General features: G+C 66.0%; 21 protein-coding genes and 2 tRNA genes. 14 read left to right on the plus strand and 9 right to left on the minus strand.

Going from position 1 to position 18756, the window contains the following annotated elements; all coding sequences use genetic code 11:
• Nucleotides 1-16 precede the first annotated feature (16 nt).
• Nucleotides 17-1318, plus strand: a complete 1302-nt coding sequence (locus CHRYSEO8AT_RS08480; protein WP_201304385.1) for a YihY/virulence factor BrkB family protein — start codon at nucleotides 17-19, stop codon at nucleotides 1316-1318.
• On the opposite strand, the gene hslU is transcribed toward CHRYSEO8AT_RS08480, so the two are convergent.
• Nucleotides 1308-2609, minus strand: a complete 1302-nt coding sequence (hslU, locus tag CHRYSEO8AT_RS08485; RefSeq protein ID WP_159849064.1) for an ATP-dependent protease ATPase subunit HslU — start codon at nucleotides 2607-2609, stop codon at nucleotides 1308-1310. The genes CHRYSEO8AT_RS08480 and hslU overlap by 11 nt on opposite strands.
• A 140-nt stretch (nucleotides 2610-2749) precedes the next feature.
• On the opposite strand from hslU, the gene CHRYSEO8AT_RS08490 reads away from it, so the two are divergent.
• Entirely contained in the window at nucleotides 2750-3280 is a 531-nt protein-coding gene (locus CHRYSEO8AT_RS08490) for a GNAT family N-acetyltransferase (protein WP_159849067.1), read from the plus strand.
• A gap of 71 nt (nucleotides 3281-3351) precedes the next feature.
• On the opposite strand, the gene ppa is transcribed toward CHRYSEO8AT_RS08490, so the two are convergent.
• The gene (ppa, locus tag CHRYSEO8AT_RS08495) at nucleotides 3352-3912 is read right to left on the minus strand and encodes an inorganic diphosphatase (protein WP_135193748.1); all 561 of its coding nucleotides are present in this window, start codon (nucleotides 3910-3912) and stop codon (nucleotides 3352-3354) included.
• Nucleotides 3913-3992: 80 nt separating this feature from the next.
• On the opposite strand from ppa, the gene CHRYSEO8AT_RS08500 reads away from it, so the two are divergent.
• Nucleotides 3993-4724, plus strand: coding sequence for a DUF599 domain-containing protein (locus CHRYSEO8AT_RS08500; RefSeq protein WP_236547477.1), 732 nt, complete (start codon nucleotides 3993-3995; stop codon nucleotides 4722-4724).
• 259 nt (nucleotides 4725-4983) lie between these two features.
• On the opposite strand, the gene CHRYSEO8AT_RS08505 is transcribed toward CHRYSEO8AT_RS08500, so the two are convergent.
• A complete protein-coding gene (locus CHRYSEO8AT_RS08505) occupies nucleotides 4984-5811 on the minus strand; it encodes an N-formylglutamate amidohydrolase (protein WP_159849070.1) in 828 nt (275 codons plus the stop codon).
• A 112-nt stretch (nucleotides 5812-5923) separates the two neighbouring features.
• Between CHRYSEO8AT_RS08505 and cpdR the strand changes: the two genes are divergently transcribed.
• The 3 genes from cpdR (at nucleotide 5924) to CHRYSEO8AT_RS08520 (ending at nucleotide 10147) form a co-directional block, all read left to right on the plus strand.
• Complete coding sequence (cpdR, locus tag CHRYSEO8AT_RS08510; RefSeq protein ID WP_017506825.1) at nucleotides 5924-6280, plus strand: cell cycle two-component system response regulator CpdR; 357 nt, start codon at nucleotides 5924-5926, stop codon at nucleotides 6278-6280.
• Between the two features lie 126 nt (nucleotides 6281-6406).
• Nucleotides 6407-6481 (plus strand) — tRNA-Val (locus CHRYSEO8AT_RS08515).
• 387 nt (nucleotides 6482-6868) lie between these two features.
• The gene (locus CHRYSEO8AT_RS08520) at nucleotides 6869-10147 is read left to right on the plus strand and encodes a S8 family serine peptidase (protein ID WP_236547478.1); all 3279 of its coding nucleotides are present in this window, start codon (nucleotides 6869-6871) and stop codon (nucleotides 10145-10147) included.
• A 68-nt stretch (nucleotides 10148-10215) separates the two neighbouring features.
• Here the strand turns inward: CHRYSEO8AT_RS08520 and CHRYSEO8AT_RS08525 are convergent, their stop codons facing one another.
• The 3 genes from CHRYSEO8AT_RS08525 to CHRYSEO8AT_RS08535 form a co-directional block, all read right to left on the minus strand.
• Nucleotides 10216-10887, minus strand: a complete 672-nt coding sequence (locus tag CHRYSEO8AT_RS08525) for a hypothetical protein (protein ID WP_159849076.1) — start codon at nucleotides 10885-10887, stop codon at nucleotides 10216-10218.
• 64 nt (nucleotides 10888-10951) lie between these two features.
• On the minus strand, nucleotides 10952-11614 hold the full coding sequence (locus CHRYSEO8AT_RS08530) for a DNA polymerase III subunit epsilon (protein WP_236547479.1): 663 nt from the start codon (nucleotides 11612-11614) through the stop codon (nucleotides 10952-10954).
• 210 nt (nucleotides 11615-11824) lie between these two features.
• Nucleotides 11825-11968, minus strand: a complete 144-nt coding sequence (locus CHRYSEO8AT_RS08535; protein ID WP_159849079.1) for a hypothetical protein — start codon at nucleotides 11966-11968, stop codon at nucleotides 11825-11827.
• A gap of 116 nt (nucleotides 11969-12084) precedes the next feature.
• Here CHRYSEO8AT_RS08535 and CHRYSEO8AT_RS08540 point away from each other — a divergent pair, with 116 nt between their 5' ends.
• Nucleotides 12085-12756 (plus strand): DUF1345 domain-containing protein, encoded by a 672-nt coding sequence (locus CHRYSEO8AT_RS08540; RefSeq protein WP_236547480.1) that lies wholly within the window; start codon nucleotides 12085-12087, stop codon nucleotides 12754-12756.
• A gap of 19 nt (nucleotides 12757-12775) precedes the next feature.
• Here CHRYSEO8AT_RS08540 and CHRYSEO8AT_RS08545 read toward each other — a convergent pair whose 3' ends face one another.
• Complete coding sequence (locus tag CHRYSEO8AT_RS08545; protein WP_201304386.1) at nucleotides 12776-13027, minus strand: DUF2171 domain-containing protein; 252 nt, start codon at nucleotides 13025-13027, stop codon at nucleotides 12776-12778.
• Between the two features lie 191 nt (nucleotides 13028-13218).
• On the opposite strand from CHRYSEO8AT_RS08545, the gene rsgA reads away from it, so the two are divergent.
• Both rsgA and CHRYSEO8AT_RS08555 read left to right on the plus strand, forming a co-directional pair.
• Nucleotides 13219-14292 carry a ribosome small subunit-dependent GTPase A gene (rsgA, locus tag CHRYSEO8AT_RS08550; protein ID WP_159849082.1) on the plus strand — a complete coding sequence of 358 codons (1074 nt, stop codon included), beginning with the start codon at nucleotides 13219-13221 and terminating at the stop codon, nucleotides 14290-14292.
• A 108-nt stretch (nucleotides 14293-14400) separates the two neighbouring features.
• Nucleotides 14401-14724, plus strand: a complete 324-nt coding sequence (locus CHRYSEO8AT_RS08555; protein ID WP_159849086.1) for a hypothetical protein — start codon at nucleotides 14401-14403, stop codon at nucleotides 14722-14724.
• A 167-nt stretch (nucleotides 14725-14891) separates the two neighbouring features.
• Here CHRYSEO8AT_RS08555 and CHRYSEO8AT_RS08560 read toward each other — a convergent pair.
• Together CHRYSEO8AT_RS08560 and CHRYSEO8AT_RS08565 are read right to left on the minus strand one after the other, a co-directional pair.
• Nucleotides 14892-14967, minus strand: a tRNA-Ala gene (locus CHRYSEO8AT_RS08560).
• 298 nt (nucleotides 14968-15265) lie between these two features.
• Nucleotides 15266-15727 carry a TIGR02300 family protein gene (locus tag CHRYSEO8AT_RS08565; protein ID WP_159849089.1) on the minus strand — a complete coding sequence of 154 codons (462 nt, stop codon included), beginning with the start codon at nucleotides 15725-15727 and terminating at the stop codon, nucleotides 15266-15268.
• A 125-nt stretch (nucleotides 15728-15852) separates the two neighbouring features.
• Here CHRYSEO8AT_RS08565 and aroA point away from each other — a divergent pair, with 125 nt between their 5' ends.
• Genes aroA through cmk form a run of 5 tightly spaced genes read left to right on the plus strand, consistent with a single transcriptional unit; the run spans nucleotide 15853 to nucleotide 18673 of the window.
• Entirely contained in the window at nucleotides 15853-17172 is a 1320-nt protein-coding gene (gene aroA / locus CHRYSEO8AT_RS08570; RefSeq protein WP_159849092.1) for a 3-phosphoshikimate 1-carboxyvinyltransferase, read from the plus strand.
• Nucleotides 17169-17432, plus strand: a complete 264-nt coding sequence (locus tag CHRYSEO8AT_RS08575) for a hypothetical protein (RefSeq protein WP_159849095.1) — start codon at nucleotides 17169-17171, stop codon at nucleotides 17430-17432. The genes aroA and CHRYSEO8AT_RS08575 overlap by 4 nt, the downstream gene beginning before the upstream one ends.
• The gene (locus CHRYSEO8AT_RS08580) at nucleotides 17429-17710 is read left to right on the plus strand and encodes a hypothetical protein (RefSeq protein ID WP_159849098.1); all 282 of its coding nucleotides are present in this window, start codon (nucleotides 17429-17431) and stop codon (nucleotides 17708-17710) included. The genes CHRYSEO8AT_RS08575 and CHRYSEO8AT_RS08580 overlap by 4 nt, the downstream gene beginning before the upstream one ends.
• Nucleotides 17710-17982, plus strand: a complete 273-nt coding sequence (locus CHRYSEO8AT_RS08585) for a hypothetical protein (RefSeq protein ID WP_159849101.1) — start codon at nucleotides 17710-17712, stop codon at nucleotides 17980-17982. The genes CHRYSEO8AT_RS08580 and CHRYSEO8AT_RS08585 overlap by 1 nt, the downstream gene beginning before the upstream one ends.
• Before the next feature lie 40 nt (nucleotides 17983-18022).
• The gene (gene cmk / locus CHRYSEO8AT_RS08590; RefSeq protein WP_236547481.1) at nucleotides 18023-18673 is read left to right on the plus strand and encodes a (d)CMP kinase; all 651 of its coding nucleotides are present in this window, start codon (nucleotides 18023-18025) and stop codon (nucleotides 18671-18673) included.
• Nucleotides 18674-18756 lie beyond the last annotated feature (83 nt).

Consider the following 18756-nt stretch of genomic DNA (forward strand, 5'->3'; position numbering starts at 1 on the left):
TACCGTTCGCCAGACCATGTCCGACCGCAAGTCCCCCCGCCGCCCGTCCGTCCTGTCACGCCTGTCGTCCTCGCCCCGTCCCGCGCGACGCGGCGGCAAGGACGGCGGCGGCATCTGGCGCTATGTTGCGGCCGTGGCCGGGGGACTGACGGCCGGGGCGGGCGCCGCCCACCTGCTCTACAGCCAGGGCCACAAGGTCGGGGTCGAGCTGCGTCCCGAACGCCCCGAGCCCCTGCCGCCCAAGCCCCCGACGCCCGAGGACTATGAGGCCAAGGAGCCGGGCCGCGGTCGCATGGCGAAACGGCCCGAGCACATCCCGCACAGGGGCTGGTCCGACATCGTCTGGCGCACCGGCGGCTCGTATTTCGGCGACCGGGTCGGGTTCGTGGCCGGGGGCGTGACCTTCTTCACCCTGCTGTCCCTGTTCCCGCTGCTGGCCACCTTCGTGACCCTGTACGGCCTGTTCGCCGATCCGTCCGACGCCTGGGGACGGCTGAACTTCCTCTACGCCGTCCTGCCCGACAGCATCGCCGTCTTCCTGGGTGGGGAGATGCAGCGCCTGGCCCAGAACTCGAACAGCCAGCTGACCTTCACCCTGATCTGGACCCTGGCCCTGTCGCTGTGGACCGCAAACGGGGCGGTCAAGGTGCTGTTCTACGGCCTGAACGTCGCCTACCACGAGGTCGAGCGGCGCAACCTCGTGCGCTACAACCTGATCTGCATGGGCTTCACCGTCGGGGCCATCTTCGCCGTGCTGCTGACCTCGGTGCTGGTCGTCGGCGTGCCGGTGGTGGTGCGCCTGTTCGGGCTGGAGGAGGAGTGGGGCCTGTTCGCGCCGTTGCGCTGGCCGCTGCTGCTGGCGGGCTATATCGCCGCCCTGACCGTCATCTACCGCTTCGGTCCGTGCCGTCAGAGGGCGCGCTGGCGCTGGGTTACGCCGGGCGCGATCTTCGCGGCGGTGCTCAGCCTGACGGTGTCCTTCCTGTTCAGCTGGTATCTGAACAACTTCGTGCGGACCGACAGTTATGGCCCGCTGGCGGCCATGATGGGCTTCCTCTTGTGGACCTGGTTGTCGGTGCAGGTGATTCTGATGGGGGCCGAGCTGAACGCCGAGATCGAACACCAGACAGCCGTGGACACCACCACCGGCAAGCCCCTGCCGATCGGCGAGCGGGGAGCCAAGGTCGCCGACAGCATCGGCGCCCGGCGCGGCAACCCCGCCGCGCTGGCCTTCACCCAGCGCCAGGCCGAGCGGGTGGCGGATCGACTGCGCGGCCGCCAGAACCGCAAGGCCGTCGAGGCCGCCTCTAAAGAATGAAGCGGCTCAGATCGACGTCCTTGGTCAGGGCGTCCATCTTCTCGCGCACCGCGTCGCCGTCGAAGGCCACGGTCTGGCCCGACAGGTCCGAGGCCTTGAAGCTGGTCTCCTCCAGCACCCGCTCCATCACCGTCTGAAGCCGGCGCGCGCCGATGTTCTCGATGGCGCTGTTGGCCGCCACCGCCGCATCGGCCATTGCCTCGACCGCGTCATCCGTGAAGGTCAGCGTCACGTCCTCGGTCGCCAGCAGGGCCTGGTTCTGACGGATCAGATTGGCCTCCGGCTCGGTCAGGATGCGCTTGAAGTCGTCGCGCGTCAGGGCCTTCAGCTCGACCCGGATCGGCAGCCGGCCCTGAAGCTCCGGCAACAGGTCCGACGGCTTGGCGACGTGGAAGGCGCCCGAGGCGATGAACAGCACATGGTCGGTCTTCACCGGCCCGTATTTGGTCGAGACGGTGGTGCCCTCGATCAGGGGCAGCAGGTCGCGTTGGACCCCCTCGCGCGACACGTCGGCGCCGGATGCGCCCTGGCGCGCGGCGACCTTGTCGATTTCGTCCAGGAAGACGATGCCCTCGTTTTCGGCCAGCAGCAGCGCTTCTTGTGTCAGGCTGTCCTGATCCAGCAGCTTGTCGCCCTCTTCGGCGATCAGGGGCGTGGTCGCGTCGCGCACGGTCAGCTTGACGGTCTTGGTGCGCCCGCCGCCCATCTTGCCCAGCATCTCCGACAGGTTCAGCAGGCCGACGTTGCCGCCGCCCGGAATGTCCAGGCCCTGGATCGGCGAGGCGGTGTCGGCCAGCGAGATCTCGATCTCCTTGTCGTCCAGCTCCCCGGCCCGCAGCTTCTTCCTGAAACTGTCGCGCGTCGCCGGCCCCGCGCCCGGTCCGACCAGGGCGTCCAGGATCCGGTCCTCGGCGGCGGCCTCCGCCTTGGCCCGCACGTCGCCGCGCCGACGCTCGCGCACCATGATCAGGGCGCTTTCGACCAGGTCGCGCACGATCTGGTCCACGTCGCGGCCGACATAGCCGACCTCGGTGAACTTGGTCGCCTCGACCTTGAGGAAGGGCGACCCGGCCAGCTTGGCCAGCCGCCGCGCGATCTCGGTCTTGCCGACGCCGGTGGGGCCGATCATCAGGATGTTCTTGGGCGTCACCTCATCGCGTAGGTCCGCCGGCACGCGTTTCCTGCGCCAGCGGTTCCTCAACGCCACGGCCACGGCGCGCTTGGCGTCGTCCTGGCCGACGATATAGCGATCCAGTTCGGAGACGATCTCGCGGGGGGTCAGTTCAGTCATGCCGTGCAGATAGGAGGCGCCGAACCGTTGCGGGAGAGGGCAGGGCGTCGCGTCGTGCGATTGTCGCCGCGAACCTGATCTATAGACCCGCCGTCGGTCGTGCATGTGCGCCTGCCGATGCGAAAAGAAGCGAGACCGTCATGACGCCGTTGGAAACCGATCGCTTGATCCTGAGGAACTTCGACGCCGCCGATGCGGCGGACCTGTTCGCCTATCTGCACAAACCCGTGGTGAGCTGTTTTGCGTCTCTGCGGCTGGAGGACATGGATGCGGCCGAGGCCAAGGCGGGCAAACGCGGCGAGTCCGACGATTATATCGCCGTCGAGCTGAAGGCCGAAGGGCGGGTGATCGGCGATGTCTTCGGCATGTTCGAGGAGCCCGACACCTATTCAATCGGCTGGAATTTCAACCCGGCGTTCGGCGGCGCCGGCTATGCGTCGGAGGCTGCGTTCGCTCTGGTCGATCACCTGTTCCGACGGAAGAACGCGCGGCGCCTTTATGCCTATACCGAGGACGACAACCTGTCGTCTCAACGCCTTTGCGAGCGCTTGAAGATGCGCCGCGAGGGCCTGTTCCGCGAGTTCATATCCTTCGAGACCGACAGCGACGGCCAGCCGGTCTACGTCAACACCTACCAGTACGCCCTGCTGCGCAACGAGTGGGAGGGCTGACAGGCGACGCCCAGCAAAAAGGCGTCCTCCGGCCGGAGGACGCCTCTTATGCTTATGCCGATGTCGCCCGATCAGGCGGCGTTGGCGGCCTTGGTCTTGGCCAGCTTGTCCTGGTGGGCCTTCATGCCTGCGGCGATCAGGTCGGCGGCTTCGCCGGCGTCGCCCCAGCCCTGGACCGTGACCGACTTGCCCTTTTCCAGGTCCTTGTAGCGGGTGAAGAAGTGTTCGATCTGCTCGATCAGGATGGCCGGCAGCTGACGATAGCTGGCGATCTCGGTGTAATAGGGGTTCAGCTTGTCGACCGGCACGGCCAGGATCTTCTCGTCGCCGCCGGCCTCGTCCGTCATCTTCAGCACGCCGATGGGGCGCGAGCGAATGACGCAGCCCGGAACGACCGGCGTCGGGTTCAGCACGATCACGTCGCAGGGGTCGCCGTCGTCCGACAGGGTGTGCGGGATGAAGCCGTAGTTGCCCGGATAGTACATGGCGGTGTGCAGGAAGCGGTCGACGAACAGGGCGCCCGAGGCCTTGTCCATCTCGTATTTCACCGGCAGCCCGCCTTGCGGGATCTCGATGATGACGTTGATGTCCCAGGGAGCGTTCGGGCCGACCGGAATGGCGTCAAGGTTCATGGTGGATCTTTGCTGCGACTGCGAAATTCGAAAAGGCGAGGCGTGATAAGCCTACCAGCCCGCAACGGCAAGCGCGACATGTGGCGGACAGGCTTGCGTCGGGCCGCGTCATCGCGGACATCTGGGTCATGACCTGGACCGATTGGGCCGCCCTGGCGCTCTTTTTCATCTGCTGGCTGGGATACAGCCCCATCCTGGCTTTCATCAGCCGAAAGGGCGGCTCGCTGAACAAGGACATGGAGCATGTCCGCGCGGTGTGGATGCAGTCCATGACCCACCGCGAGATGAAGTTGATCGACAGCCAGTTGATGGGCCATTCGATCAACTCGGCCTCCTTCTTCGCCTCGACCAACCTGCTGCTGATCGCGGCGGTGGGGGGCATATTGTTCGGCGGCGAGAGCGCGCTGCAGGGGTTCGCCGCCGTCGGGGCCGAGAATGTGCCGCTCAAGATCCTGGAGGCCAAGCTGGCCCTGGTGCTGGTCTGCCTGGCTCGGGGCTTTCTCGACTTCATCTGGGCGCTGCGCCAGATGAACTACACCCTGGCCCTGATCGGCTCGGCGCCCGAACTGCATTCCAACACCGACCGCAAGGCGTTCAGCGAGGCGGCGGGGCAATTGCTGAACCCCGCGCTGAGTTCGTTCAGCCAGGGGGTGCGGGGCTATTATTTCGCCTTGGCGGCGGCGGCCTGGCTGTTCGGTCCCTGGTGGCTGGCGCTAGGGGTGGCCTCGTCGTTCGGCCTGCTTATCTATCGCCAGGAAGCCTCGCCGGCCGCGCGGGCCATTCGCAATGCGCGGCGGCTGCTGGAGCACTGAGCGCCGCTATCTCGCAGATGCGAGATGCGCTTGGCGTCAGACTTTGGTCTAATACCCGCCATGTTACCGGTTACATGGCCGTATTTGCGTAACACGGCGTGACCGCGAAGGCGCATATCGGCCTTGACCCATTGTGCATCGCAACCTAAGTTGGCCTCTGACGCCTCCGGGCGTCTTGCCCTTCCTGGGCGTTTCCTCCCTATAGACTTTAATGCCGCACCTTCGGGTGCGGCTTTTTTTTGATCTGATCAGCGATCAGTCAGGCCTTGATCCAGGGTTCCGCACACAGGGCGGCGATCACGCGGGCAAGGGCCCTCTGTGTCGTGGCGTAGGTCGCGCCGGGCGCAAGCGTCGCCTCGTCCAGATACAGCCGCCGGCTCAGCTCGATCTGGATCGCCTCATAGCCTTCGTCCGGCCGACCCCAGCGCTGGGTGGACCAGCCCCCCGCGTAGGGATGGTTCTGCGCCACACGCCAGCCCAGACCCTCGAACAGGTCGCGCAGTCGCCGGCTGAGCCGTGCGCTGCACGCCGAGCCGTAACGGTCGCCCAGCACCACCTCGGCCCCCACCGCCCGCGACGGCATGGAATGCCAGTCGATCAGCACCGCCCGCCCGTGCGTCTCGCGCGTCGTCTCCATCAGGTCGGTCAGGGCCTGATGATAGGGGCGATGAACCCTGTCGATGCGGTCCTGCGCGTCGGCCAGGCTCAACCGACGCGCATAGAGGGGCGTCCCGTCGCCGGCCAAGCGCGGCACGACGCCGTAGCCGGCCGCGGTCTTGGCCCCCACCGGTCCGTCCAGGCCGTCGATCAGCGCGGGATCCAGCTCGCCGGGGTCGCGGTTCAGATCGACATAGGCCCGGCCGATCCGCCCCTCGATCAGGGTCGCGCCCTGACGCGGCCCCTCCGCGATCAGCCGCCCGACCAGGGCGTCCTCGGCGCTTTTCAGGCTGGAGAGCGACAGGTCGGGCACGGCGCCCATGTCGGCAGGATAGCGGTCGCCCGAATGGGGCGAGGCGAACACCAGCGCGGTCGCCTTGACGCCAGAGGCCGGCGCGGTGATCGAAAAGCTGTCGCCGCCGTCGGTCATGCCTCCGCATAGCGGGTTTCGCTGTGGAAGGAAGTCGGCTGATCGGTGAATTTCATCGGCGGTTTACCGTTGCGCCTCTAGTCTGGTCGCCTGTTTCAGAGGTGTTTTTCGAATGGCGCGTATTCTCCTGGCCGAAGACGACGGTTCGTTACGCGGGTTTCTGACGCGCGCGCTGGAGCGGGCGGGCCATCAGGTCATCGATTGCGAGAACGGCGACGACGCCATCGACGCCCTGGAACATGGCCCCTACGACCTGCTGCTGACCGACATCGTCATGCCGGGCGCGGACGGGATCGAGGTGGCGCGCGTCGCCGCCGCCCGCCAGCCGGGCCTGCGCATCATGTTCATCACCGGTTTCGCCGCCGTGGCCCTGACCGCCGCCCAGGCCACGCCCGATGCCAAGGTCCTGTCCAAGCCCGTCCACCTGCGCGACCTAGTCAACGAGGTCGAGCGCATGGTCGCCGCCTGAGCGGCTGATCTGACGGCGGTTTTCGAGAAATCTCTTTCTGGCCGTGAAATCGGCTTGATGAAGCCCGGCCTCGCCGCTATACGACCGCTCTTCCCGCTCCGAACAGCTTTTTCGGAGCCCTACGGCGGATGCGTAGCTCAGCGGGAGAGCACCTCGTTGACATCGAGGGGGTCACAGGTTCAATCCCTGTCGCGTCCACCATTCTTCCCCATGACATTGTAAGCGTTGGTTTACATGCCGAGGTCTGGGCCTTCGGCGAACCAGGCCGACAGATGTTGGCGGCAGTTCAGTTCTGAAGCGCTTGCATGGCGCACAGGCCGTCAGCGGTTCGATTTCGCGGAGCTCCCACGCGTTTTTCGGCGCAGTTCCCTCTGCCCCCCGCCTGTCCGTCCGCGGCTAACGGACGAATAAGGCAAAGCTTTCAGCCCGATTGATTTTATCCACACAACGCCCTGCGTCAAAATGACGTGTGGCGAAATTAGGGTTGACGCTGATCGTATTCCCGGCCGGGATGTGCGTCGGGGTTGCGCGTTTGGTCGCAAACATAATGTCGGCGAAAAGCCGAAGGGGGACTTTTTGGCTATCAGTTTGAAACACGGCCTTCTGGCCGCGACGGCTGGCGTGGCGATGCTGGCGTCGACGGCGGCTTTCGCTCAGTCGGCGCTGACGGCCCCGACCGGCGGCTTCTACATGGCCAATGGGACGCGCACGACCAACTATCAGACAGCCGTGGCGTCCTGGCGGGCGGACGCGCAGTTCGCCGTGGATTATTCGAAGGGGTTCCTGGGGCTTGAGCACGCCTATGCGCGCGGTCTGACGGGCCGTGGCCAGACGATCGGGGTCAATGACGCCGGCGTCTATATGGCGCACCCGCTGTTCCAGTCGGCGGGCAAGGTGACGGGCCTGCGGACGGCGGCCATCGCCGGATACGGCAATGACGGCATGATCAACCCCCGCCGTCCCTGGGAAGGTCACGGCACCCACGTCGCGGGCACGATCGCGGGCGATCGCGTCGCCGGACAGGCGATGTTCGGCAACGCCTTCGGCGCCAAACTCTATGCCGCCAGCATCAATTTCGCGGCCGGTGATTTCCTGTGGTTCAAGGATCAGATCATCGACGGCAAGACGGTGATCACCTCGACCCAGAACATCGTCGACCTGGCCAACACCGGCCAGGTGCGCATCATCAACAACAGCTGGGGCAGCAACAACAGCCTGCCGTTCAACGCGTCGCTGCCGACGGTTCTGGCGGCGTTCAATCGCGATTACGGCGACTTCTACAAGCCGGTTCTGGACAAGGACGTCCTGGTCGTCTTCTCGGCCGGCAACGGCAGCGGCGTGCACGCCGGCATCGACGCCGCCGCGCCGCTGTCGGACGCCCGTCTGCGCTCGAACTGGCTCTCGGTCGCCAACTACGCCAGCACGACCACGCCCAGCCCCTCGACCAGCTTCTGCGGACAGACCGCGACATGGTGCGTCGCGGGCCCGGGACATAATGTGATCTCGTCCGTGCCGACCTATGTGATGGACAATCGCGGCCTTCAGGCCCTGTATCCGCGCGCCAGCTATCCTGGTCTGTATTCGGCGACGACGGTCACCGCCTTGCAGAATGCCGCAGTCAACCAGTTCCTGACCGTGCTGAACAACTACCTCGGCGCCAAGCAGGCTGGCGGCGCTGGGTTCGACGAGGACGCGGCCCGCCGCGAAGTGGCTCGTCAGGCCGTGGCCATCACGCTCGTCTCCGGCAGCCGACTGAACACCCCCGACGGCATGACCAGTGTGCTGGCCGGACTGCTGACCTCGACGGGCAATATCGCCATCCTGACGCCCGCCTTCTCAAGCGCGGTGCTGGAATATGCCAACACCGAACTTCAGCGCGTGCTCGCCCAGTACGTGACCTACACGGGCGCGGGCTACGAAGCCTACACCGGCACGTCGATGGCGGCGCCCAATATCTCGGGCTTCGCCGCGCTGCTGATGGAGAACTTCCCGGAATATAACACCGCCCTGATCTCCGACATTCTGGTCTCCAGTTCGCTGGACCTGGACACCCCCGGCGTCGATCTCCGGTCCGGCTGGGGCGCGCCTCAGATGAATGTTGCGCTGAACGGCCCCACCGCCCTTCGCGATACGCGCGACGTGACGGTTTCGGTCGGCACGGTCGATGTGTGGAGCAACAATATCGGCGATGCGCGCGATCGCTATTCCGCCGAGGTGCGCGCCAACTTCGGCAACGACATCGGCGGCCTGGTCAAGAAGGGCGGCGGCGAGCTGATCCTGGCCGGCGCCAACGACTACAGCGGCGTCACCCGTGTGGAAGGCGGGCTTCTGACCGTGAACGGCAGCCTGCTGCGCTCCAACGCAACGGTAGGCCAGGTCGGCATGATCGGCGGCACAGGACGGCTGCTGAACCTGACGGCCGAAAGCGGCGGCGTGGTTGCTCCGGGCGATGCGGCCAACCCGTTTGGAACGCTGACGATCGCCGGCGACGTCAACTTCAAGCCGGGGTCGTTCCTGTGGGTTCGTTCCAGCGTCAACGGCGCGGCCTATTCGCGGTTGGCGGTCGGCGGCGCGACGCGGATCGAGGGCGGCCAAGTCATCCTGAAGGCCGACAATGGCGAGTGGAACCTGCGTTCGCAGATGAACATCATCCAGTCGACCGGTCCGGTCACAGGAACCTTCAGCGGCGCACAGAGCGATCTCGCCTTCCTTGCGCCCGTGCTTACCTATTCGGCCAATGGCGTGGTGCTGACGGTGCGGCGCAACGACGTGACCGTCGCGTCCTTGGCCGGCAATCCGAACCAGCAGTCGCTGGGCGGAGCGCTGGACGTGATGATCAACAACACGACGACCGGCGCGAACCGCAATCTGACGCTGGAAAACGCCTTGCTGGACGCCAGCGCCGCCAACGTCAGAGCGGCCTTGGGCGGTCTGACCGGAGAAATCCACGCGTCTCTGGGCGGTTTGGCGACCTCGGACGCCCGGTCCATCCGCGAGGCCATGGCCGAACGTGGCAGGGGCGCCGGTGAACAGGCCTACGGTCGCGGCGTCTCGGTCTGGGGCAGCGCGGTCTATGGCAACGGTCGAGGCAGCGCGCACGACGGCATTGCGAGCTTCCGCAATGAATCGTCGGGTTATCTGGTCGGCGCGGAAAAGGCGTTGTCGGACAACATGCACCTCGGCGTCGCGTTGGGTGAGAACCGATCCGAAATGCGTTCGCCGCGCCTGCGATCGACGGGACGGGTCCAAAGCGAACAGATCGGCGTCTATGGCGGCGTCAACCTTGGCGCCTTCGATGTTCGCGTGGGCGGCTCCTGGGCCGACGCCAACGTCAGAACGGACCGCACCGCTCAGTTGAACCAGTTCAACAACAGCCTGGTCGGCAACTATGATGGCAACGTCTGGCAGGCCTACGGCGAACTGTCCTGGAGCAGGGCTGTGGGCGGCACCGTCGTCGAGCCGTACGGCGCCTACAGCCATGTGGAGTATGATGCGGATGTCGCTGAAACGGGGGGAGACGCCGCCCTGTTCGGCAACGTCAAGCAGAAGTCAGACCTGCTGACGGCCGGTCTGCGGACCCGCACCATCCTGGCCGGGGGCGAAGGTCGTCCGCGCCTGTCGGCGGTCACGCATCTGGCCTACACCCATGACCTGAACGGCGACGGTCCGATCTTCGACGCCGCCTTCGTGGACGGTCCCCGGTTCCTGATCGAAGGCGCCAATCCCGGCGACGACGTGATCTCGACCGGACTGGCGTTCAATATCCAGGCTACGGATCGGGCGGCGGTCGAGTTCGGATACACCGGACTGCACAAGGACGAATATCGCGACAACCGCATCTACGGGCGGTTCAGCGTCAAGTTCTGATCTCAAGCCAGCCCAGACATCGCGCCCTCGACCTCACGGTCGGGGGCGCTTTTGCGTGCGGCGACGGGCTAGTGGGTTTCGCCAGCCAGCGCGTCGTCATCCAGCGGGAAAGTGCGACTGCGTGCGCTCGGTCGGTTCTCGACCCAGACGGCAGGCGAGCGGGTCAGCCGTTCGACCGCCTCGACTGCGCCCCTCATGAAACGTTCGGGTGTATCGGCGGCGGTGCGCCTTGATGGGCCGGCGTGCCCGCCTCGCAGGACTGTGGTCGCATAGATATCGAGCTGATGGCCTTGCTTGCGCCCATCGCGGTAAGGAAACAGGCACAGGGTGTAGCGCTGCTCCAGACGGCTTGCGACCCTCTGGCGGACGTCTGCGCGCCAGCTTGCGCCGTCGCATGTGGCGATCCGAACGGAGCTGACCCGCCCGCTGGGTGTCTGTGTCGACGGCCCTTGGAGGCCGAACCCTCCCGGCGAAGCGGGGTCGATCAGAGCGAACCGCCGTGGGATGCGCGGAACCACGGGCGTCTCTGACCCGGAAGTCGTGACCTGGACGTGCTGACGCTCGAGATAAAGCTTCAGGGCGTTGGATACGTCTTGGCCTGACAAGGGCGTCTGGAAATCCACGATGACATAGGCCTGGTCGGTGCTCAGATCGGCAGGCGCCTGCGCCGCCGCGCATCCTGCGGTCGCGAGGCTTGCGATAGCGGCGGCGAGAACGGTGTGAACACGGCGGGTCGTCATGGGTCATCAACGCCCTGGCGGAGATGAGTGTCAACCTGATCAAGGTGTCGCGTTTGACCGCGGGTTACAGCAACAAACCTTGGCCCGGTGTTTTCGCGACTTCGGCTTCGACAAGACCGCGTCGGCGCAGTTCGGTCGCGGCGGTGAAGGCGATGTCGATGTCTCGGCCTGATCTGAAGGCTTGAAGCGTGTCGTTTTCGAGCGCGCTCCACGCCTTGCCGCGTGCCGGGCCGGCGGGCACGCGGGGCAGAAGCCCGGGCTCGCGGCTCCACGCCAGCAACTGCTCTACGGTGGTTAGGTTCAGCATGTCGCGCAGGTGGTGGGCGGTGACATAGGCGTCGGGCAGGGCGCGGTGCGCCGGTAGACCCAGCTCGTGCACCAGGCCCTCGGGCCGGCGCAGGTAGCGCAGCATCTGGTTGGAGAACCGGGGCAGGTCGGGCCAGAGTCGTAGGGCGCATTTCCATGTACAGATCCAGTCCGCGCCGCCTGAAAGGGTCGGGGTGCAATACCGCTGCTCAAAGGCCGCGCGGTGGGCGGCCAAGGCGATCACGCCGTCGTCAGGGCGAAGGATGGATGGGGCGACGGACCTCCAATAACCCGCGCCCTGGACCCAGGCGTCCTGGATATGATGGATGGCCATGGTGTCCGGCGAGATGGGACGGCCCGGATCGACGAAGCGGGCGCCGCGTACCTCATCCAGCCGCCAGACGCCGGACGCGGTCCTCACCACATCCTGCCAGCCGATCTCGCACACGTCCTGAGGCCCGGGGCCGGCGGTTTCCAGGTCGATGACGCGGATGCGCGACGGCAGGCCGGTATCGGCAGGGGAGGCGGCGTCGATGTCGGTCAGGGCGTCCTCTATGCGTGGCTCAGGGACGGTAACGCGTGACGCACGCGATTTGGTCCGGCCGTTGAAGGGAGCGCCGCCGGAAGCTTGTCAGTTGGGCGTGTGGGCCGGGCTGTGGGGTATGGCCGCCATCACCGCCCAGGCGCCGACCAGCAGCGCAGGCGAGGCGATCAGCGCCCGCCGACAGCGGTGCGCCAGATACAGAGCTTCGCCGATCACGATCGACAGCAGCATTTGCGTTTCCCCCGAAACGATAAGCGACACTTGTATGACGCCGCCGGTCGGTGGGCGCCTTACTCGGAATTGTTTCTGGCGCGTTGGATGCGCGTTCGCTGGACCTGGGTCGTGGAATGGGCGATCTCGAAGCCATGGGATCCGTCGCGCGCCTGTTCCGTCTGCATTTCTCCCTGTGGCTAGGGCTGCTTGTGCTGGCGACGGTGGCCGCGCTGACACCGGCTGGCCTCGGCTGGCCGCTCAGGCTGGCGGCGGGCTGGGACGCGGGCGTCGCGGCCTTTTTGATCGTCACCTTCTATCACATCTTCCGGGCGCGCTCTCAGGACGCGATCCGACGTCGCGCGGCCGAACTGGATCAGGCGGGCGCACTGGTCTTGCCGCTCAGCATGGCGGCGGCGGTCGCCAGCGTCGTGGTGCTGGTCCTGGCCATGGTGGCGAGCGGGGGCAAGCCGACGGTGGGGCAGGCGGTGTTCTCGGTCTGCACGGTGGGCCTGTCGTGGCTGTATGTGCACATCATCTTCGCCCTGCACTACGCCCATGGCTTCTACGCCCCGCGCGAGCACGGCAAGGGCGATCAGGGCGGACTGATCTTCCCCGGCGAGGACGACCCAGACTACTGGGATTTCCTGCATTTCGGCCTGATCATCGGCGTGGCGAACCAGACGGCCGACATCCAGATTTCCAGCCGCAAGCTACGCGGCCTGGCCACCCTGCACAGCCTGGTGGCCTGGTTCTTCAACGCCGTCATCCTGGCGTTGACGGTCAATCTGGCGGCGACGCTGTTCTGAGGCGTCGCCGCCGTTTCGATCAGAGATCGATGGGTCGGCCGGACTCTTCTTCTTCGAGCGTGACGGCCACGTCGGCGTTGGCCGACAGGCGCACCTTGTCGCCCTCGACGCCGGCGACGAAGCCGTTCTCGATATAGTGGTGGTGGTCGGCGTGGGCTCCGGAGTTCTCGCGGCGGGTCAGCTTGATCCGGTCGCTCTCGACGCGGTCCACGACGCCCACATGCACGCCGTCGGCCCCGATGACTTCCATGCCTTCCTTGATCTCACTCATCGCCGTCTCTCCTCGTTGAAAATGACATCAAGAGGGGAGCGTCGCAGAAGAGGATTCCGTTCCCGTCGCGGTTGGACGGCCTGCCGTTTAAGTTTTACAGGCGGCAGGGACGGGCATTGGGTGCATTATCGCGCCGCAAGACCGGCTCAGCGCACCAGCTGAGGATTGCAGGCGACAGGGATGCCGTTGACTTGATCGAACAGTATGGATGGTCCGACGCCTGGGCGACGGCGTTTGCGCCTCAGGCACAGGCCGGTCATGTTCCAGGCCGCGTCATTCTCCAGCATCGCAACGGCTATCTGGTCGCCACGGACGAGGGCGAGCTTCAGGCCAAGGCGTCCGGTCGCCTGCGTCACGAGGCCAAGGAGGTCGGCCATCCGGCCGTCGGCGACTGGGTCGCGCTGTCGCTGAACCTTCAGGACCGCACCGCCACAATCCATGCCGTCCTGCCCCGGCGCACAGCCTTCGTGCGCCGGGCGGCGGACAGCGTGCGGCGGATGCAGATACTGGCCGCCAATATCGACGTGGCCTTCGTCGTCACCTCGATGAATGCGGATCTGAACCCGCGCCGGATCCAGCGGTTTCTGGCCGCCGCGTGGGAGAGCGGAGCGCGGCCTGTGCTCGTTCTGACGAAATCGGATCTCAGCACCGATCCGCAAGCTGAAGCCGCTCAGGTCGCCGCGTTGGAGACGGGTTGCCCGGTCCTGATGGTCTCGGCCCGCGAAGGCGTCGGCCTGGATGCGCTGCGCCTGCAGATGAAGCCGGGCGAGACCTGCGTGCTGATCGGCTCGTCCGGCGTGGGCAAGTCCACCCTGGTCAACGCCTTCCTGAACGAGGATCGGATGGCGACCCAGGCGATCCGCGCGTCCGACGACCAGGGGCGTCACACCACCAGCCACCGTCAACTGATCCCCCTGCCGGGCGGGGGGCTGATCATCGACACGCCGGGAATTCGCGAAGTGGGCCTGATCGACGCCGAAGAGGGCGTGGGCGCGGTGTTCGACGACATCGAGCGCCTGATGCAGGCGTGCCGCTTCACCAACTGCAGCCATACGAACGAGCCGGGATGCGCCGTGCAGGCGGCCTTGGCGGACGGGACGTTGGAGGCCTCGCGATGGGCGCATTTCCAGAAGCTGACGCAGGAACTGTCGGAAGCGGGCGACAAGGCGGAGCGGGTCGCCAAGGCCGCCGAACGGCGCCGGCTGGGCGGGCTTCAGAAGGTCTATCGCGCGACGAAGCGCAACGATCGGGGCGGCGCGGATTGATGGTGGCTTTCCCGTTCGCTTTTTCCGACCTCTTCGACCTCTAAGAATTTAGGCCTGTCGCGCCGCCAAACAGGCTAGGTGAGCGACTTAGACTTAAGAAAGATCATCATGTCCGCATTCACCATCGTCACCACCAGCGCCGTCCAGGGCAGCGAGGCCGCAGAGGTCAATACGCTGACGGACGACTTTTCCGACGCCAGCGAGGCCGTCGGCTATGCGCGCCGCATGGCCGACGAGATGATCGACATGGCCGCTCAGCTGCTGCTGGATTTCGACTACAGCAATGTCGGCATCTATGAAGGCGACCTGCTGGACGAGGATGTCACCCCGGACCACCCCGCCCTGATCGGCGTGTGGGTCCTGGACGAGGAAGGCTCGGCCTTCGTGCCGGCCGAAGAGTTCCGGCAGGGATCGACCGAAGTCGAGAACTGATCAGCGATATCGCGGCGGGAGGCTCGGATCGAGCCGCCTGCCGCGTCCGCCATCGGACGATGCGCGAGAGTGCATTGATCGCGCGCCGAACGGCGTCTGCGGTGCATCGCGGATGTGAGGAAAGGTGGCCGTCCCTCCGAACACCTTGCGGTGCTCGGAGGTGACGATGGTGGAGCTTAGCGGAGTCGAACCGCTGACCTCTTGCATGCCATGCAAGCGCTCTACCAACTGAGCTAAAGCCCCGGACCTGTCGGTCTGGATCGCCCGGTTCATCTTGCGATGGCCCCCGGCGAGGCGGCGGAAACTATGTCAGGGCTTTTCTACGATCAAGCCCGTTTCGAGATTTATTTTCACCGCGTTCCCAGGGGTGAAAATACGCAGATTTTTCAAACCGAAGCGGCTGGAAAAGGCTGCTGTCCCGCCGCGTTTCCCTAACGGGAAATGCGGCGGGTGCAACAAGAATCTGAGCCCGACAGCGAGAAGCGCAACAGAGGCGGGAAAACCGGCCTCAAGTAGCGCGACGCGCGATAGGCCCAACCAATCAGTCGTCGTCGCGCGAGGGCTTGGCGATCTCGCCGTCGATCGAGTCGTCGTCTTCGTCCTCAATGAAGGGGACGGAGTCGTCATCGTCGTCGTCGGCCAGCAGGTCGTCGTCGCCGTCGGTCGCATTCATACCGGCTTCTTCCGAAGCATCGGCAGGCGCGTCCTCGTCTTCGTCGTCCGGCGTCAGGATCGGCTCATGGCCTTCCTCGTCGATCTCGGGCGTCTTGACGTCTTCTTCCTCGTCCTCGTCGCCGTCGACCTTCTTGTCCTTGACCTGGTCTTCGGCTTCGTCGTCAGCCGGATAGCCGGGGCGAGCGCGGCGGCTGCGCAGCTTCAGCGCTTCTTCCGGATCGAAGTCCGTGCCGCATTTGGGGCAGTGGGCGGGACGACGGTTCAGGTCGTAAAACTTCGCTTGGCAGTTGGGGCAGACCTGCTTGGCGCCCAGTTCGGGATTGGCCACGTGAGGACACTTTCAACGGGTTGAATTCGGGGCGGTCCCTTGCCACCCCTTTGACCCGCTGTCAAAAGCCATCTTTCGCGCCGCCCGCGCGGCCGTTTCGACAATACAGCCTGAAGCGGGTGAATATGCCTTCCCAACTGACCGCCCAACTGACCGCAAGCCGTTCGTCCGCCCTGACCGGAAAGGTCCGCGCGCCCGGCGATAAATCCATGTCGCACCGGTCGATGATCCTGGGCGGAATGGCGTCGGGCGTGACCGAGGTCGAGGGTCTGCTGGAAGGCGACGACGTTCTGGCCACCGGCCGCGCCGTCGAGGCGTTCGGCGCCAAGGTCGAGCGGACAGGCGACGGCAAATGGCGGATTGAGGGCGCAGGCGGCTTCAAGACGCCTTCGTCGGTGATCGACTGCGGCAACGCCGGGACCGGGGTTCGCCTGCTGATGGGAGCGGCGGCCGGCTATGCGCTGACGGCGACCTTCGACGGCGACGGCTCGCTGAGGAAGCGGCCGATGAAGCGTGTGACCGGGCCGCTGGCCGAGATGGGCGCGGTGTTCGACTGGCAGGCGGCCGAGGATCGGTTGCCGGTGGCCCTGACCGGCGGGACGTTGAAGGCCATCGACTATGTGCAGACGGTCGCCTCGGCCCAGGTGAAGTCGGCCATCCTGCTGGCCGGCCTGAACGCCGAGGGCGTGACCTCTGTGGTCGAGCCCGAAAAGAGCCGCGATCACACCGAGCGGATGCTGCGCGCCTTCGGCGTCGAGGTCGGTGTGGAAGAAATGGGCGAGGGCTGGACGGTCACGCTGAAGGGTGGCCAGCTGCTGACCGGAACCTTCGTCGCCGTGCCGGGCGATCCGTCGTCAGCCGCTTTCCCCCTGGCGGCGGGGCTGATCGTGCCGGGGTCGGAGGTCACTGTGGAGGGCGTGATGCTGAATGCGCTGCGCACCGGGCTGTTCGACACCTGGATCGAGATGGGCGCGGACCTGACCATCACCAACCGGCGCGAAGCCGGCGGCGAGGATGTCGGCGACATCACCGCCCGCCATTCGGCCCTGAAGGGCGTGGTGGTGCCCGAGGCGCGCGCGGCTTCGATGATCGACGAATATCCGATCTTGGCGGCGACGGCGGCCTTTGCGGACGGCGTCACGGTCATGCGCGGCGTGGGTGAGATGCGGGTCAAGGAAAGCGACCGGATTTCGCTGATGGTCGAGGGCCTGCGCGCCTGCGGCGTCCAGGTCGAGGAGGAGCCGGAGGGCTTCATCGTCACGGGTGGGGTGGTTCGCGGCGGCGCGACCGTCCACACCGCCCACGACCATCGTATCGCCATGAGCCACCTGGTCTTGGGCCTTGCCGCCGAACAGCCGGTCTCGGTCGACGAGCCCGGCATGATCGCCACTAGCTTCCCCGGCTTCGTCGAGATGATGAACGGGCTGGGCGGGCATATCGCGTGAAGCCGGCGCGCGACGTCCTCTATCGCGGCGTCGCGGCCCTGGGGCTTCTGACCTGTCTGGGTGGGGCTAGCTGGACGGCCTGGACCGTCTGGCAGGGGATGATGACCGGCAGCGTCAGGGGCAAGCACGGCGCCGTCCATCTGAGAGGCGATTTCTTCTTTTATTCGACAGTGACGCTGAACGGTATCGCCTGTCTGGTGTGGCTGGGCCTGGCGGCGTTCGCGGTCGTGGTTCTGGCGCGCTGGAACGACTGGACGTGAGCCGGCGCGGGCGGAACGCCTGGGTTGGTTCGGTCGCGACCCTCGCGATTGCACTGCTGATCGGCGGGTTCTGCCTCATCGGCGCGCTCGAGATTCTGGACGGCCTCGCGTCCGGAGTTCTGAACAATCGCAAGGGGCCGGACGTATATCTGATCGAACGTCCAGTCATTTTCTGGACGCTGATCGTTTTCTACGCGACGGCGGTGGTCGTCAGTGCAGGCATGGCGGTTCTGCTGTCGAGCATCGCCTTGCGCAACCTGTTCGAATTGCGTCGCTGATGGCCTCGCATGTCGCCCTGCGGGCGCTGGGCGCCATGCTGCTGGTTCTTTGTCTGAGCTTTCTGTTGTTCGGGCTCGGCTTTTACGGCGAAGGGATGTTGGATCTTGCCGACGGTCGCATGAATGGCCACGCGTCCCTCCACCTTTCGGAGAGCGTCGCCCTCCACCTGTTTTGGCGTCGCATCCGAACCATGCTTGGATTAAGTGCGGTGCTTCTGTTGCTCGCTCTTGCGTGTTTCTGGGCTGCCTCCGCGTTGAAGCCGAAGCCATGAACGCCATAACCGGCTTGGCGCGCCGTGAAGGGATGCCGCTTTGAATGCGAAACTGATCATCGCCGTCGATGGACCGGCCGCCTCTGGCAAGGGGACCATCGCCGCGCGCTTGGCCCAGACCTATGGACTGCCGCATCTGGATACGGGGCTGCTGTACCGCGCGGTGGGGGTGAAGGTGCTCGAGGACGGCGGTTCGCTGGATGACGAGGCGGCGGCGGCCGAGGCGGCGCGCGGGTTGGACGCGGCCGGTCTGTCGGACGATGCCCGCCTGACGACGGGCGAGGCGGGCGAGGCGGCCAGCCGCGTGGCGGGGCATCCCGGCGTGCGTGCTGCCTTGCTGGAATTGCAGCAGGCGTTCGCGGCCCAGGCGGGCGGGGCTGTGCTGGATGGGCGCGACATCGGCACGGTGATCGCCCCGCACGCCCAAGCCAAACTGTTCGTCACCGCGACGCCGCAGGTCCGTGCGACCCGCCGCTGGAAGCAGCTGACGGCGCGCGGATCGGACATCGCCTTCGAGGACATGCTGGCCGATATTCAGCGTCGCGACGAGCGTGACGCGGGTCGCGGCTCCGCGCCCATGGTCCAGGCCGACGACGCGGTCTTGCTGGATACGACCGACATGGGTATAGAGGCGGCCTTCGATGCGGCCCGCCGTATCGTCGAGGCGGCGCGCGCGAAACACGGTCTCTGAGACTGCTCTCGCAAATCCAACGCTCCCATCCTCGGCTTCCGCGGGCGTTTTGATCGTTCTGAACGGCCTCGCATCCTGACGAC

It is taken from the genome of Brevundimonas sp. G8 (assembly GCF_902506205.1).
GTDB lineage: Bacteria > Pseudomonadota > Alphaproteobacteria > Caulobacterales > Caulobacteraceae > Brevundimonas.

Coding starts and splice junctions, on each gene's coding strand:
- CHRYSEO8AT_RS08480 (WP_201304385.1), top strand. CDS start 17: ATGTCCGACCGCAAGTCCCCCCGCCGCCCGTCCGTCCTGTCACGCCTG.
- hslU (WP_159849064.1), bottom strand. CDS start 2,609: ATGACTGAACTGACCCCCCGCGAGATCGTCTCCGAACTGGATCGCTAT.
- CHRYSEO8AT_RS08490 (WP_159849067.1), top strand. CDS start 2,750: ATGACGCCGTTGGAAACCGATCGCTTGATCCTGAGGAACTTCGACGCC.
- ppa (WP_135193748.1), bottom strand. CDS start 3,912: ATGAACCTTGACGCCATTCCGGTCGGCCCGAACGCTCCCTGGGACATC.
- CHRYSEO8AT_RS08505 (WP_159849070.1), bottom strand. CDS start 5,811: ATGACCGACGGCGGCGACAGCTTTTCGATCACCGCGCCGGCCTCTGGC.
- cpdR (WP_017506825.1), top strand. CDS start 5,924: ATGGCGCGTATTCTCCTGGCCGAAGACGACGGTTCGTTACGCGGGTTT.
- CHRYSEO8AT_RS08525 (WP_159849076.1), bottom strand. CDS start 10,887: ATGACGACCCGCCGTGTTCACACCGTTCTCGCCGCCGCTATCGCAAGC.
- CHRYSEO8AT_RS08535 (WP_159849079.1), bottom strand. CDS start 11,968: ATGCTGCTGTCGATCGTGATCGGCGAAGCTCTGTATCTGGCGCACCGC.
- CHRYSEO8AT_RS08540 (WP_236547480.1), top strand. CDS start 12,085: ATGGGCGATCTCGAAGCCATGGGATCCGTCGCGCGCCTGTTCCGTCTG.
- CHRYSEO8AT_RS08545 (WP_201304386.1), bottom strand. CDS start 13,027: ATGAGTGAGATCAAGGAAGGCATGGAAGTCATCGGGGCCGACGGCGTG.
- CHRYSEO8AT_RS08555 (WP_159849086.1), top strand. CDS start 14,401: ATGTCCGCATTCACCATCGTCACCACCAGCGCCGTCCAGGGCAGCGAG.
- aroA (WP_159849092.1), top strand. CDS start 15,853: ATGCCTTCCCAACTGACCGCCCAACTGACCGCAAGCCGTTCGTCCGCC.
- CHRYSEO8AT_RS08585 (WP_159849101.1), top strand. CDS start 17,710: ATGGCCTCGCATGTCGCCCTGCGGGCGCTGGGCGCCATGCTGCTGGTT.